Origin of the sequence: Paraburkholderia sp. CI3, assembly GCF_050436505.1 — a bacterium.
In the GTDB taxonomy this organism is placed as follows: Bacteria; Pseudomonadota; Gammaproteobacteria; order Burkholderiales; family Burkholderiaceae; genus Paraburkholderia; species Paraburkholderia tuberum.
This window is the reverse complement of the sequence record NZ_JBNDMI010000004.1, coordinates 1,486,756-1,501,574: the sequence shown is the minus strand read 5'-3', so window position 1 is coordinate 1,501,574 and position 14,819 is coordinate 1,486,756. Positions and strand designations below refer to the sequence as shown.

Annotated in this window: 8 protein-coding genes; 3 read left to right on the top strand and 5 right to left on the bottom strand. The window is 64.5% G+C overall.

Translation table 11 applies throughout. From position 1 onward, the window contains the following. Positions 1 to 19: 19 nt before the first annotated feature. The 4 genes from OKW29_RS28275 to fixL form a co-directional block, all read right to left on the bottom strand. Entirely contained in the window at positions 20 to 2,125 is a 2,106-nt protein-coding gene (locus OKW29_RS28275; protein WP_429293412.1) for a M3 family metallopeptidase, read from the bottom strand. A gap of 324 nt (positions 2,126 to 2,449) precedes the next feature. Continuing rightward, positions 2,450 to 3,313 carry a bifunctional methylenetetrahydrofolate dehydrogenase/methenyltetrahydrofolate cyclohydrolase FolD gene (gene folD / locus OKW29_RS28270; protein WP_090800818.1) on the bottom strand — a complete coding sequence of 288 codons (864 nt, stop codon included), beginning with the start codon at positions 3,311 to 3,313 and terminating at the stop codon, positions 2,450 to 2,452. A gap of 435 nt (positions 3,314 to 3,748) precedes the next feature. Then, positions 3,749 to 4,393, bottom strand: coding sequence for an oxygen response regulator transcription factor FixJ (gene fixJ / locus OKW29_RS28265; RefSeq protein ID WP_062129599.1), 645 nt, complete (start codon positions 4,391 to 4,393; stop codon positions 3,749 to 3,751). Next, complete coding sequence (gene fixL / locus OKW29_RS28260; protein ID WP_429294955.1) at positions 4,390 to 6,906, bottom strand: oxygen sensor histidine kinase FixL; 2,517 nt, start codon at positions 6,904 to 6,906, stop codon at positions 4,390 to 4,392. Before fixL ends, fixJ begins: the two co-directional genes overlap by 4 nt. A gap of 275 nt (positions 6,907 to 7,181) precedes the next feature. Between fixL and aceE the strand changes: the two genes are divergently transcribed. From aceE to lpdA, 3 genes are all read left to right on the top strand, one after another. After that, entirely contained in the window at positions 7,182 to 9,878 is a 2,697-nt protein-coding gene (gene aceE / locus OKW29_RS28255) for a pyruvate dehydrogenase (acetyl-transferring), homodimeric type (protein WP_429293411.1), read from the top strand. Positions 9,879 to 9,961: 83 nt separating this feature from the next. After that, positions 9,962 to 11,611, top strand: a complete 1,650-nt coding sequence (aceF, locus tag OKW29_RS28250) for a dihydrolipoyllysine-residue acetyltransferase (protein WP_429293410.1) — start codon at positions 9,962 to 9,964, stop codon at positions 11,609 to 11,611. Between the two features lie 133 nt (positions 11,612 to 11,744). Continuing rightward, positions 11,745 to 13,523, top strand: a complete 1,779-nt coding sequence (gene lpdA / locus OKW29_RS28245) for a dihydrolipoyl dehydrogenase (RefSeq protein ID WP_429293409.1) — start codon at positions 11,745 to 11,747, stop codon at positions 13,521 to 13,523. Between the two features lie 319 nt (positions 13,524 to 13,842). On the opposite strand, the gene OKW29_RS28240 is transcribed toward lpdA, so the two are convergent. Beyond that, entirely contained in the window at positions 13,843 to 14,418 is a 576-nt protein-coding gene (locus OKW29_RS28240; RefSeq protein WP_013089827.1) for a phasin family protein, read from the bottom strand. Between the last annotated feature and the right edge of the window lie 401 nt (positions 14,419 to 14,819).

The following is a 14,819-nucleotide window of genomic DNA, read 5'->3' as shown; positions in this document are numbered from 1 at the left end:
ATCGCGACGTTTCAATCGCTCAGTGCGCGGCATCCGGCGCCATGCCGTTATGCCGTAGCAGCGCATCGATATTCGGCTCGCGGCCACGGAACGCCTTGAACGATTCCATCGCCGGACGGCTGCCGCCCACTTCGAGAATCTCGCGACGATAACGCATGCCGGTCGACTGATCGAGCACGCTGCCCGCGGCTTGCGCGGCTTCCTCGAACGCCGCGTACGCGTCGGCCGACAGCACTTCGGCCCACTTGTAGCTGTAGTAGCCGGCCGCGTAACCGCCCGCGAAAATATGGCTGAACGTATTCGGCCAGCGCGAGAACGGCGCTTGCGGCACGACGTGGAAGCGTTCGTTGATTTCGCGCGCGAGTTCGTTGGCGCTCTTCGCGCCGTTCGCGTCGAAGCCGGTATGCAGTTGCATGTCGAACATCGAGAACACGATCTGCCGCAGCGTGCCGAGGCCGCTCTGGAAGTTCTTCGCGGCGAGCATCTTGTCGAACAGCTCGCGCGGCAGCGGCTTCGCGGTATCGACGTGCGAGGTCATGTCGGACAGCACGTCCCACTCCCAGCAGAAGTTCTCCATGAACTGCGAAGGCAGCTCGACCGCATCCCATTCGACGCCGTTGATGCCCGACACGCCGAGCTCATCGACGCGCGTGAGCATGTGATGCAAGCCGTGGCCGAACTCATGGAACAGCGTGATCACTTCGTCGTGCGTGAAGCAGGCGGGCTTGCCGCCGACCGGCGCCGAGAAATTACAGGTCAGATACGCGACCGGTGTTTGCACCGCGCCGTGCGCGAGCTTGTGACGGCCGCGTGCGTCGTCCATCCAGGCGCCGCCGCGCTTGCCTTCGCGTGCATACAGGTCGAGATAGAACTGCGCGACGAGGCCGCCGTCCTGATTCTCGACGCGGAAGAAGCGCACGTCCGGATGCCAGACGGCCGCTTCGTCGCGGCGGATGCGCACGCCAAACAGCGTCTCGGTGACCTTGAACAGGCCCTTGAACACCGCGTCTTCCGGGAAGTACTGCTTCACTTCGTTTTCCGAGAACGAATAGCGCTTCTGGCGCAGGCGCTCGGCGGCGAACGTCATGTCCCACGGCTGCAGATCGGTCATGCCGAGTTCGCTCGCGGCAAATTCGCGCAGCTCTTTCCAGTCCTGCTCGGCATGCGGACGCGCGCGCGTCGCGAGGTCTTCGAGGAAGGCCATTACCTGCGCCGGCGATTCGGCCATCTTCGGCGCGAGCGACACTTCGGCGAAGTTGCCGTAGCCGAGCATCTGCGCTTCTTCGGCGCGCAGCTTCAGTTCGTCGGCGAGCACCTGGGTGTTGTCCCACTCGGTCTTGCCGTTGCCGTATTGCGCGCCGAGCTCGGACGCGCGCGTCACATAGGCGCGATACATCGCTTCGCGCATCGGACGGTTTTCCGAGTACTGCATGACCGGGAAATAAGACGGGAAGTGCAGCGTGAACTTGTAGCCAGTCTTGCCGTCTCGCTCGGCGGCTTCCTTCGCGGCTTCGATCACGTCTTCGGGCAGTCCCGCCAGTTGCGTTTCGTTGCCCGCATCGACGATGTACGCATACGCGTTGGTCGCATCGAGCACGTGATCCGAAAACGCCTTCGACAGCGCCGCTTGGCGCTCCTGCAATTCGGCGAAACGCGGCTTCTGGTCTTCCGGCAACTCGGCGCCCGACAGACGGAAATCACGCAGCGCGTTGCTGAGGATCTTCTTGCGTTCGCCGTTCAGCGATGCGAATTCGTCGCTGGCGTTCAGTGCCTTGTACTTCTCGTAGAGCGCGAGATTCTGGCCGACGCTCGACCAGAACTCGGTCACGCGCGGCAGGTTCTCGCCGTACACGGCGCGTAGCTCGGGCGTATCGGCGACGGCATTGAGATGACCGATCACGCTCCACGCGCGCGACAGCGGCTCGGTGGCGCGCTCGACCGGTTCGACGACGTCGGCCCACGACGCGGGCGTGGCCGGCAACGCGGCACGCTCGACGGCGGCCGCCGCGTCGGCGAGCAGCACGTCGAGGGCGGGCGTCACGTGTTCGGGTCGGATGGAGCCAAAGCGCGGCAGATCGGAAAAATCGAGGAGCGGGTTGTCTTGATGCGTGGCGGTAGTGGACATAAGGCTTCCTGTCTGACGCGGGTGAAGGGGGCGGTGCGGCGCTCGCGCGTGCCGTCTCGTGCTGGGTCGCTCGACGCCCGGCGCACGGCGCATGGCGGCACCGGCTACGGACATTATTGGGGCGGGGGCGCCGATTCCAATCCATCGGCTGACAAATTAACAGATGTTGCGGCGCGTTGGGCGCGCGTTGGGACGGGGCGTGGGCCGCGGGATCCGGCGACGCGGTAAGGAGGCGGTGGTTCTGCGAGAGAGAAGGGCGGGTGATGACCCGGTGGACGAGACGGATGAGTCGCCTCACTCCGCCTCGCGCTCACCGCCCGGCGGTTACGCCTTGGCCGCGTCCGCCTCGCGCTCGGCCGCTTCGATCGTGTTGACGAGCAGCATCGTGATCGTCATCGGGCCGACGCCGCCCGGCACCGGCGTGATATGGCCGGCCACTTCCTTGACACCCGCGAAGTCGACGTCGCCGCACAGCTTGCCGGCGTCGTCGCGATTCATGCCGACGTCGATCACGGTCGCGCCCGGCTTCACCATGTCCGCGGTCAGGATGTTGCGCAGACCGGTTGCGGCGACCACGACGTCGGCGTTGCGCGTGTGCGCGGCCAGATCGCGCGTCTTGCTGTGGCAGATCGTGACGGTCGCGCCAGCTTCGAGCAGCAGCAGCGCCATCGGCTTGCCGACGATGTTCGAGCGGCCGATCACGACCGCGTTCGCGCCCTTCAGATCGATGCCGTAGGCCGCGAACATCTTCATCACGCCGTACGGCGTGCACGGACGGAACAGCGGCTGACCCGTCATCAGCGCGCCCGCATTGGCGACGTGGAAACCGTCGACGTCCTTCTCGGGCGCGATCGCCTCGATCACCTTGTGGCTGTCGATGTGCTTCGGCAGCGGCAACTGCACGAGAATGCCGTGGATGGCCGGATCGCGATTCAGCTCGTCGATGCGCGCGAGCAGGTCGGCTTCGGGCAGATCGGCCGGATAGCGGTCGAACGACGAGCCGAGACCGTTGTCGTGGCAGGCCTTCACCTTGTTGCGCACATACACTTCGCTGGCCGGATTGTCGCCGACCAGAATCACGGCGAGGCCCGGCTGATGGCCGCGGGCGGTCAGGGCGGCGGCGCGCGCCGCGACGTCGGCGCGCAGGGTCTTGGAGAGGGCGAGGCCGTCGATCAGTTTGGCAGTCATGGTCGGTCGAACGTTGGGTCGAGATTGGGATCGGGAATCAGGTCGGGACAGACGGTTTGGCAGGCGGGCGAAGCGCTCGCGCGGAGGGGCGCGCGACGGCGTGCTTCGGCTGGCTGACGGAGCCCCGTCGCCCTGCGACAGGCGCGCTGCCGGTTCGGGCAAGGCGCCGCCGCGAAGTCCGACATTATACCGGCGCGGCAGCGCGCTTTCGCAGTGGATTCGGGGCGCGCGGCGCGCGTGGGAGCGTCCGGGAGGTGAGGCGGCGGTCCTGTGGCGGCCAGGAAGCGCACTGCGAGCGGCGGGGCAGGCCGCTCGCACGCCACCCGCACGCCGGACTCGGCGTCGGTCAGGCCGTCGCGAACCGGCGACGCAACCGCCACGGATGGCGGCCACGTACCAACGGCCCCTCCGAACGAAAGGCCGCCCGTGCCTCTGTTACTGCGCCGTTTGCGGCTTGTTCGACAGCGCGAGTCGCAGCAGATCGGCGACCGTGTTGACGTTCAGCTTTTCCATGATGTTCGCGCGATGCGCTTCGACCGTCTTGATGCTGATGCCGAGGTCGTCGGCGATCTGCTTGTTCAGGCGGCCCGCGATGATCCGCTCGAGCACCTGATGCTCGCGCGCGGTCAACTTGCCGAGGCGCTCGGCCGCGGCGCGCTGCTGCTGGACGCTGGTGCTTTCGCTGCGTGCCTTGTCGAGCATGCGCTCGACGAGCTTGCGCAGTTCGGCTTCGTCGAACGGCTTTTCGATGAAGTCCATCGCGCCTTTTTTCATCGTCGACACCGCCATCGGCACGTCGCCGTGGCCCGTCACGAAAATGATCGGCAGCGACGCGTTGTCGGCGATCAGGCGTTCCTGCAACTCGAGCCCGCTCATGCCGGACATCCGCACGTCGAGGATCAGACACGCGATCTGGCCCGGATGCTGATGCGGCTGCCATGCGTCGATGAACTGCTCGGCGCTCGAGAAGCATTGAACGCGGTAGCCGTTCGCCTCCAGCAGCCAGCGCAGCGAATCTCGCACGGCCTCGTCGTCGTCGACGACAAAGACGGTTTCCTGTGTGGTGACTGGGCTGTTCATAGCTCTCCCGTAACGGTTTGTGGTATCGGCGCCTCGGACCCGCCGTTGCTCGGGCCGTCAGGCTCCCCAATGGGCAGACTGCAATGGAACGTGGCGCCCGTGATGTGGCCGTCGGATTCGACGTTGTTGACCACCCACAGACGGCCGCGGTGCGATTCGATAATCGAACGGCAAATGTTCAGCCCCATGCCCATGCCATCGGACTTGGTGCTGTAAAACGGTTCGAACAGACGCTCGGCGGTCGCTTCGTCGACGCCGGGCCCCTGGTCGACGACGCTGATGCAGACGAAGCCGCTCTCCAGTCGCACGACCACGCGGATGACTGGGTCGACCGCGTTCGGGCGCGCTTCGGCCATCGCTTCGACGCCGTTCTTCAGCAGGTTCACGAGCACCTGCTCGATCAGCACCGGATCGACGTAGATCACCGGCAGCCGCGAGCGCAGATCGGTAACGATGCGAATGCGCCGCTTCCTTGCCTCGATTTCGGCGAGACCCACCGCGTCCGCGACGATATCCGCGACCCGCGTGGCCTGCCGCTTCGGCTCGCTGCGCTTCACGAACTCGCGGATACGCTTGATGATCATGCCGGCGCGCACCGCCTGCTGCGCGGTCTTTTCGAGCACCGGCAGCAGATTGTCGGGCGTCGTTCGACCGGATTTAACCAGTGCGACGGTTCCGGAGCAATAGTTATTGATGGCGGCGAGCGGCTGGTTCAGTTCGTGCGCGAGCGACGAGGCCATTTCACCCATCGTCATCAGGCGGCTCGTGAACTGCAGCTTTTCGTCCTGCTGGCGCGCGAGTTCCTGCGCGCGCTTGCGGGTCGTGATGTCGGTCGCGATCTGCATCTGCGCGAGATGGCCGTCGACCCACTGGATGTACTGGCGTCGCACCTCGAACCACTTCTGGATGCCGGGGATGTAGATTTCCTGCGCGTCGGCGGCGCTTTCAGTCAGCGCGGCGGCGGGCAGGCCGACGAAGGTGTCGACCATGTCGATCGAATCGGACGACGCCTGCGAGGCGTCGAAGCCGCCGCCCGCGAGTTCGAGGTGGCCGTCCGGGCGGATGCCGAATAGATGCCGGTAATAGCGGTTCGCGAACAGCAGCTCGGCTTCGTCGGCGGCGAGCACGGACACCGCCGCATCGAGGCTTTCGAGCACGGTCGTGAAACGTTCGTGGGCGGCGGCGAGCTCTTCGCGCGCGCGCTTCGGCTCGGTGATGTCGGTCATCGACGACATCCAGCCGGTCTGGCGGCCCGAGCTGTCGATCAGCGGCGACACGTAGAGCCGCGCGTGGAACGTCGAGCTGTCCTTGCGCCGCACGCGCAGCTCGAAGCCGGACGAGGGCGCCTTGCCGCGCAGCGTCATGTCGAGCTGACGCTGCATCTCGGGGTACGCGTCGCGCGGCCAGTAGGCGAACGGCGCGCTCTTGCCGACGAGGTCGCTTTCGTCCCAACCGGTCATGCGGCAGAACGCCGGGTTCACGTGCGTGATGCGGCCGTGCATGTCGAGCACGCGCATGCCGATCAGCACCGAGTTTTCCATCGCGCGGCGGAAAAACGCTTCCGCGTAGAGCGCCTGCTGCGCCTCGAAGCGCTGGCGCGTGTGCTTCCACAGACTCCACAGGCTCCACAGTACGAAGCAGGAGAGGCCGGCCACCAGCCACACCAGCGTGTTGTTCGTGAAGTTGGTGATCTGCGGGAACGCGTACACGCGCACCGAAATGCCCTGGCCCGGCGGGTCGAGCGGCAGGTCGTAGAACATGTCGCGCGGCAGGCGCGGGCGGGTCGACGTGGTGGTCAACTCGCGGTTGTTCGCGTCGATGATCGAGATCTTGTATTTGGCCGACAGCTCGGGCGGGATGTCGCGCTTCAGAATGCCTTCCACCGAGAACACCGCGGCGATGGTGCCGAGGAAATCGCGGTCGCGGAAGATCGGCGTTTGCAGCGTGATGAAGCCGTCGCCGAGGTCGTCGTAGATGAGCGGCGAGTACACCTGGCGGCGCGTGTTGCGCGCCTCGGCGAAGCCGGCCTTGACAGCTTCGTCCATCTGCGCGTCGTTCGGACGCGCGAGCCGCTGGCCGAGCACCGGCGGCGCGGCGTTGGGCCAGCGCGGCTGCTGCTGGCCCGTGTACCAGTTCATGTAGAGGATCTCAGGATGCCCCTGCATGATGTCCGTGGTGCTCACCTGGAACGAATGCTCGTCGGCATGGCCGGCGGCGAGGTCGCGCGCGAGTGCCTGGATCTGCTCTTGCGCGCCCGTCATCGACAGGCGGATCTGCTGCTGCGCCCACGCGACGTTGCGGTACAGCGTGTCTTCCTGCTGTTGCTGCTCGCGCCGGTTCAGACTCCACAGAATCAGGCTCATGACGACGAGGAACACCAGGATCGACAGGAGCGGCGTCAGCAAATAGGAATTGGACCACCAGGGTCCGTGGTGCCAGCGCGAGGACGGCGACGAATCCGCCGGCGAACCCGCGGTGCGCGCCGAGCGAGAGAAGAGCCGTTCGGTCAACATGCGTGGCATTGTAGCTCAGCACGTCCCCGACAAATGGCGCAAAAAAGCACGGAAAGTGCAGTTAATCGGTGCAAACTAGCCGGCGGATCAGTCGATCGGCAGTCAAACCAGGTTGCGTTGCAGCAATTTTCCGCATTATGAGAATTGATCTCGTAATTTGAAAATTTGGTTGCGCTGACGTCGGGACCCTTATTACAATCGGCCGGAGCTGCCGCGGCCGTTCCTGCGTCCGCGTCGTCTGTTCAAAGTGCGTTCCCCATACCCAGGAGACGAGCATGTCCGCTGTACCCGACGAAGTCATGAAATATGTCGCCGCCGATAAAGACGACGATCCCCAGGAAACCGGCGAATGGCTGGAAGCGCTGGATGGCGTGATTTCTGCAGTAGGCCCTGACCGTGCCCACTACCTGATCGAAAAACAGATCGAATTCGCACGCGTGCACGGCGAACATCTGCCGTTCTCTGCTAACACTCCTTACATCAACACGATTCCGGTCGCGCGCCAGGCCAAGAACCCCGGCGACCAGGACATCGAACACCGTATCCGCTCGTACACCCGCTGGAACGCGATGGCGATGGTGCTGCGCGCCGGCAAGGAAACCAACGTCGGCGGCCACATCGCGTCGTTCGCATCGGCCGCCACGCTGTACGACGTCGGCTACAACCACTTCTGGCACGCACCGTCGGCCGAGCACGGCGGTGACCTCGTGTTCGTGCAGGGCCACTCGTCGCCGGGTGTCTACTCGCGCGCGTTCCTGCTCGGTCGCCTGACCGACAAGCAGCTCGACAACTTCCGCCAGGAAGTCGGCGGCGAGGGCATCTCGTCGTATCCGCATCCGTGGCTGATGCCGGACTTCTGGCAATTCCCGACCGTGTCGATGGGCCTGGGCCCGATCATGGCGATCTACCAGGCGCGCTTCATGAAGTACCTGCAGGCGCGCGGCATCGCGAAGACCGACGGCCGCAAGGTCTGGGCCTTCCTCGGCGACGGCGAAACGGACGAGCCGGAATCGCTCGGCGCGATCGGCATGGCCGGTCGCGAGCGTCTGGACAACCTCGTGTTCGTGATCAACTGCAACCTGCAGCGTCTCGACGGTCCGGTGCGTGGCAACGGCAAGATCATCCAGGAACTCGAAAGCGAATTCCGCGGCGCCGGCTGGAACGTGATCAAGGTCATCTGGGGCAGCCGCTGGGACGCGCTGTTCGCGCGCGACAAGTCGGGCGCGCTGATGCGCCGCATGATGGAAGTCGTCGACGGCGAGTACCAGACGTACAAGTCGGAGTCGGGCGCGTTCGTGCGCGAACACTTCTTCAACACGCCGGAACTGAAGGCGCTGGTCGCCGACTGGTCCGACGACGACATCTGGAATCTGAACCGCGGCGGCCATGATCCGCACAAGATCTACGCGGCGTTCACGGAAGCGACGAATTCGAAGGGCCAGCCGACCGTCATCCTCGCGAAGACGATCAAGGGCTACGGTATGGGCGAAGCCGGCCAGGCGATGAACATCACCCACCAGCAGAAGAAGATGCAGGTGGAGCAGCTGAAGAAGTTCCGCGACCAGTTCCGTCTGCCGATCACGGACGAGCAGATCGTCGATGTGCCGTACCTGACGTTCGAGGAAGGCTCGAAGGAACTCGAATACATGCGCCAGAAGCGCATGGACCTGGGCGGCTATCTCCCGGCGCGTCGTCAGAAGGCCGAGTCGCTGCCGGTGCCGGAACTGTCGGCATTCGAGCCGCTGTTGAAGGGCACGGGCGAAGGCCGCGAGATCTCCACGACGATGGCGTTCGTGCGGATCCTGAACATCCTGCTGAAGGACAAGGCGCTCGGCAAGCGCGTCGTGCCGATCGTGCCGGATGAATCGCGTACGTTCGGCATGGAAGGACTGTTCCGTCAGATCGGTATCTGGAATCAGGACGGCCAGAAGTACGTGCCGGAAGATTCCGACCAGCTGATGTTCTACCGTGAGTCGGAGACCGGTCAGATCCTGCAGGAGGGCATCAACGAAGCCGGCGGCATGGCCGACTGGATCGCGGCCGCGACGTCGTACTCGACGCACGGCGAGATCATGATCCCGTTCTACATCTTCTACTCGATGTTCGGCTTCCAGCGCATCGGCGACCTCGCATGGGCCGCTGGCGACATGCGCTCGCGCGGCTTCCTGCTGGGCGGCACGGCGGGCCGCACGACGCTGAACGGCGAAGGCCTGCAACACGAAGACGGCCACTCGCTGATGTGGGCGGCTTCGGTGCCGAACTGCATCAGCTACGACCCGACGTTCGGCTACGAACTCGCGGTCATCGTGCAGGACGGTCTGCGCCGCATGGTCGCCGACCAGGAAGACGTCTACTACTACGTCACCGTGATGAACGAGAACTACGAGCACCCGGCGATCCCGCAGGGCGAGACCGTGGCGGCCGACATCATCAAGGGCATGTACGCGTTCAGCAAGACCGCAGCCGATAAAAAGGCGCCGCACGTGCAGCTGATGGGCGCGGGCACGATCTTCAACGAAGTGATCGCCGCGGCCGACCTGCTGAAAAACGACTGGGGCGTCAACGCCGACCTGTGGAGCGTGCCGAGCTTCACGGAGCTCGCGCGCGAAGGTCACGAAGTGCAGCGCTGGAACCTGTTGCACCCGACCGAAGAGAAGAAGCTGTCGCACGTCGAGAAGCTGTTGAAGGATGCGCCGGGTCCGGTCATCGCATCGACCGACTACGTGCGCGCGCTGACCGAGCAGATCCGCGCGTTCGTGCCGCAGAAGTTCGTCGTGCTGGGCACCGACGGCTACGGCCGTTCGGACACGCGCGAGAAGCTGCGTCACTTCTTCGAAGTCGATCGCTACTGGGTCACGGTCGCCGCGCTGAACGCGCTGGCGGACGAAGGCACGATCGAACGCAAGGTGGTCGCCGAGGCGCTCAAGAAGTACAACCTTGATCCCGCCAAACCCAACCCGATGACCGTCTAACGCATCACCCGTGTGCCACGATGCACGCGCTTGCTCCTCATCGCGAGGGGCCGGCGGCGTGCGCGGCCCAGGAGACACTAACAATGAGTCAAGCGATCGAAGTCAAGGTGCCGGACATCGGCGATTACAAGGACGTCCCTGTGATCGAGGTGCTGGTGAAGGCGGGTGACACCGTCGAAAAAGAGCAATCGCTCGTGACGCTGGAATCCGACAAGGCGACGATGGACGTGCCGAGCTCGGCCGACGGCGTCGTCAAGGAAGTGAAGGTCAAGGTCGGCGATGCGGTGTCCGAAGGCACGCTGATCATCGTGCTCGAAGGCGCCAACGCCGCTGCCGCGGCGCCCGCGCCGGCTGCCGCACCGGCTCCTGCTCCTGCGCCGGCGGCAGCTCCCGCTGCGGCGCCCGCACCCGCGGCGGCAGGCGGCGTGCAGGAAATCAAGGTGCCGGATATCGGCGACTACAAAGACGTCCCCGTGATCGAGATCGCGGTGAAGGTCGGCGATCGTGTCGAGAAGGAACAGTCGCTCGTCACGCTCGAATCCGACAAGGCGACGATGGATGTGCCCAGCTCGGCCGCCGGTGTCGTCAAGGAAGTGAAGGTCAAGGTTGGCGATACCGTGTCGGAAGGCTCGGTCATCGTCGTGATCGAAGCGGAAGGCGGCGCTGCCCCGGCACCCGCCCCGGCACCGGCCGCGAAGGCGCCGACTGAAAAGCCGTTCGACGCGCCGGCCACGCCGACCCCGGCACCGGCCGCGCCGTCCGCGCTCGCGCAGGCGCCGCTGATCCCGGCTGGAGAAGGCGGCTCGCGTCATCCGAGCCATGCGTCGCCGTCGGTGCGCAAGTTCGCGCGCGAACTCGGCGTCGATGTCGGCCAGGTGAAGGGCACGGGTCCAAAGGGCCGCATTACGCAGGCCGACGTGACGGCGTTCGTGAAGGGCGTGATGACGGGCCAGCGCGCGGCGCCGGCTGGTGCGGCTGCGCCGGCCGCCGGCGGTGGCGAGCTGAATCTGCTGCCGTGGCCGAAGGTCGACTTCACGAAGTTCGGTCCGATCGATCCGAAGCCTTTGTCGCGCATCAAGAAGATCTCGGGCGCGAACCTGCATCGCAACTGGGTCATGATCCCGCACGTCACGAACAACGACGAGGCGGACATCACCGAGCTCGAAGCGCTGCGCGTCAAGCTGAACAAGGAACACGAGAAGGCGGGCGTCAAGTTCACGATGCTCGCGTTCGTGATCAAGGCCTGCGTGGCGGCCCTGAAGAAATTCCCGACCTTCAACGCGAGCCTCGACGGCGACAACCTGGTGTTCAAGCAGTACTACCACATTGGTTTTGCCGCTGACACGCCGAACGGCCTCATGGTGCCGGTGATTCGCGACGCGGACAAGAAGGGCCTCGTCGACATCGCGAAGGAAATGGCCGACCTGTCGAAGGCCGCGCGCGAGGGCAAGCTGAAGCCGGACCAGATGCAGGGCGGCTGCTTCTCGATCTCGTCGCTGGGCGGTATCGGCGGCACGCACTTCACGCCGATCATCAATGCGCCTGAAGTCGCGATTCTCGGCCTGTCGCGCAGCGCGATGAAGCCGGTGTGGGACGGCAAGCTGTTCGAGCCGCGCCTGACCATGCCGCTGTCGCTGTCGTACGACCATCGCGTGATCGACGGAGCGGAAGCCGCGCGCTTCAACGCATACCTCGGTTCGATTCTTGCCGATTTCCGGCGTGTGATTCTTTGACCGGCTGGTGAGGTCCGCCGGCGCGGGCGCGGATGGTTTCGACCGATCCGCGTCGCGCCGTCCGCGCGTTCGCGCTCACGTGCGCTGTGCGCGAAGGCGCGCTCATCATCGATCAATAAGAGAAGGGGACACCATGAGTCTCGTCGAAGTAAAAGTGCCGGACATCGGTGACTTCAAGGACGTCGACGTCATCGAAGTCAACATCAAGCCGGGCGACACCATCGAAAAAGAGCAGTCGCTGCTGACGCTCGAATCCGACAAGGCGTCGATGGAAGTGCCGAGCGATACCGCCGGCACCGTCAAGGAAGTGCGTATCAAGCCGGGCGACAAGGTCTCGCAGGGCACGGTCATCGCGCTCGTCGAGGCAACGGCGGGCGGCGCGGCTGCGGCCGCTGCGGAGCCGAAAGCGCCCGAGAAGGCGGCTCCCGCGCCGGCGCCTGCCGCTGCGGCGCCGAAGGCCGCCGCAGCGGCTGCGCAAGCCGGCAGCTATTCGGGCAGCGCCGACATCGAGTGCGACATGCTCGTGCTCGGTTCGGGCCCCGGCGGTTATTCGGCCGCGTTCCGCTCCGCCGACCTCGGCATGAAGACCGTGCTGGTCGAGCGCTATCCGACGCTCGGCGGCGTGTGTCTGAACGTCGGCTGCATCCCGTCGAAGGCGCTGCTGCACACTGCGCTCGTCATCGACGAAGCGGCTGATCTTGCCGCCCACGGCATCACGTTCGGCAAGCCGCAGATCGATCTCGACAAGCTGCGCGATTTCAAGTCCGGCGTGGTCAGGAAGCTGACCGGCGGTCTCGCCGGCATGGCGAAGGCGCGCAAGGTCGAAGTGGTGGTCGGTACGGGTGCGTTCGTCGATCCGAACCACATGGAAGTGCAGACCGAGGGCGGCAAGAAGGTCGTCAGGTTCAAGCAGGCGATCATCGCAGCGGGCTCGGAAGCGGTGAAGCTGACGTTCATTCCGGAAGATCCGCGGGTCGTCGATTCGACCGGCGCGCTCGAACTGCGCCAGATTCCGCAGCGCATGCTCGTGATCGGCGGCGGCATCATCGGTCTCGAAATGGCAACCGTGTACTCGACGCTCGGCGCGAACATCGACGTGGTCGAAATGCTCGACGTCCTGATGGCCGGCGCGGACCGCGATCTGGTCAAGGTCTGGGAGAAGTACAACAGCAAGCGTTTCGCGAACGTGATGCTGAAGACCAAGACCATCGCCGCCGAAGCGAAGGACGACGGCATCTACGTGTCGTTCGAGGGCGAGCAGGCGCCGGCCGAGCCGCAACGCTACGACCTCGTGCTGGTGGCCGTCGGCCGCTCGCCGAATGGCAAGCGGATCGGCGCGGAAAAGGCCGGTGTCGCGGTGACGGATCGCGGCTTCATCGAAGTCGACAGGCAACAGCGCACGAATGTGCCGCACATCTTCGCGATCGGCGACATCGTCGGTCAGCCGATGCTCGCGCACAAGGCCGTGCACGAAGGCCACGTGGCGGCGGAAGCCGCGCATGGCGAGAAGGCGTACTTCGACGCGCTGCAGATTCCGTCGGTGGCCTACACCGATCCGGAAGTGGCTTGGGCCGGCAAGACGGAAGACCAGCTGAAAGCCGAAGGCGTCAAGTTCGGCAAGGCGGTGTTTCCGTGGGCCGCATCGGGTCGCGCGATCGCCAACGGTCGCGACGAGGGCTTCACGAAGCTGCTGTTCGATGAGGAAACGCATCGCGTGATCGGCGGCGGTATCGTCGGTCTGAACGCGGGCGACCTGATCAGCGAAGTCTGTCTCGCGATCGAGATGGGCGCGGACGCAACGGATATCGGCAAGACGATCCATCCGCATCCGACGCTCGGCGAATCGATCGGCATGGCGGCCGAGTTGTATGAAGGCGTCTGTACCGATCTGCCACCCGTCAAGAAGAAGTAACGCGGTGCACCGCGCCTGCATGACGACATGCGGGCGCGGCAAAGCCGGTCGAGCCGTACGGCAAAGAAAAACGGCGCGCTCCATGGCGGAGCGCGCCGTTTCTGTTTTCGTGGCGGCCAGTGGCGGGCAAAAAAATCCCGGCTTGGCGGCCGGGCAAACGATACGCCATTGCAACGTATCGGAGCGTTCGGCTCATCAAACCGTATAAGCGGCAACGGCACGACGCTGTTGCTTGCGATAACGCCGGCGCAGCGCATAGGCTGGGCCGGCGTGAAAGACGACGCGAGGCATAAAGCCTGGCGTGTTGACGCGTGGAAGCTTAGACGGCCTTCTTGGCGGCGGCGCGCGATGCTTGCGCAGCGGCTTGCGAAGCTGCCTTCGAAGCGGCCGTTGCAGCTGCGTTGAAGTTGCTTTCGGCGATTTCGACAGCCTGGCGGGTTGCCTTGTGGACCGTTTCGTACGTGGTGTTGGCGGCGGTGATAGCCGACTTCATCACGGCGACAGCGGTTTCCGAACCGGCCGGTGCGTTCTTGGCGACGTTTTCGACGAGCGCCTGAACCTTGCGGTTTTGCTCTTCGAATTGCGCTTCCGCGACGCGGGTGAATTCCCCCTGCGTTGCCGAAACGATTTCGTACACATGGCGGCCATACGACAGCGCCTTTTCAGCCACCGGCTGCGCGAGGCTTGCTTGCAGTGCCAGCAGTTCCTGCGCGTCCTTCACGGACAGCGCGCGTTGGGCATTTTCCTGGCTTTCGGCGAGCGTCGACTTCACAACTTGCAGGTTCAGCTCGACCAGCTTTTCGACACCTTCAAATGCTTTGGTCGTCAGGCCGAACAGGGTTTCGAAGTTGGCTTTCTGGGCTGCGGCGAATTGCTCAGGGGTCAGCAGAGTCATGGTTTACGCTCCTGGATTGCGGCCGGTCTGTGCGGACCGCATTGGGTGGGTGGCGAGACGCAGGTTCATCGTCTCCCCGGACCGCGATGTATTGTGCATCGCAGCAATGGTTCCCATTTTAGGATGCCTACAAGGAATGTCAAGCGGTTTTTGTGCATCGCACAATGTTAAGAAAACGCCGACAAAACAATAGGTTATACAGTAGGCATGTCATTAATATGACGCGGAACGATTGCTCGTTGCACCGTGCTGGTGCGACATAAACCAACCGTTCAGCAGGCCGTCGGGAGATTATTTTTCCGTGTGGCAGCAATTCGCCCTTGAAAAACCGATCATCATCAATTCGATGTAAACCACAAGATGACAAGGAACGTTAAAGAACGATGGCGGTCGAACGCGCG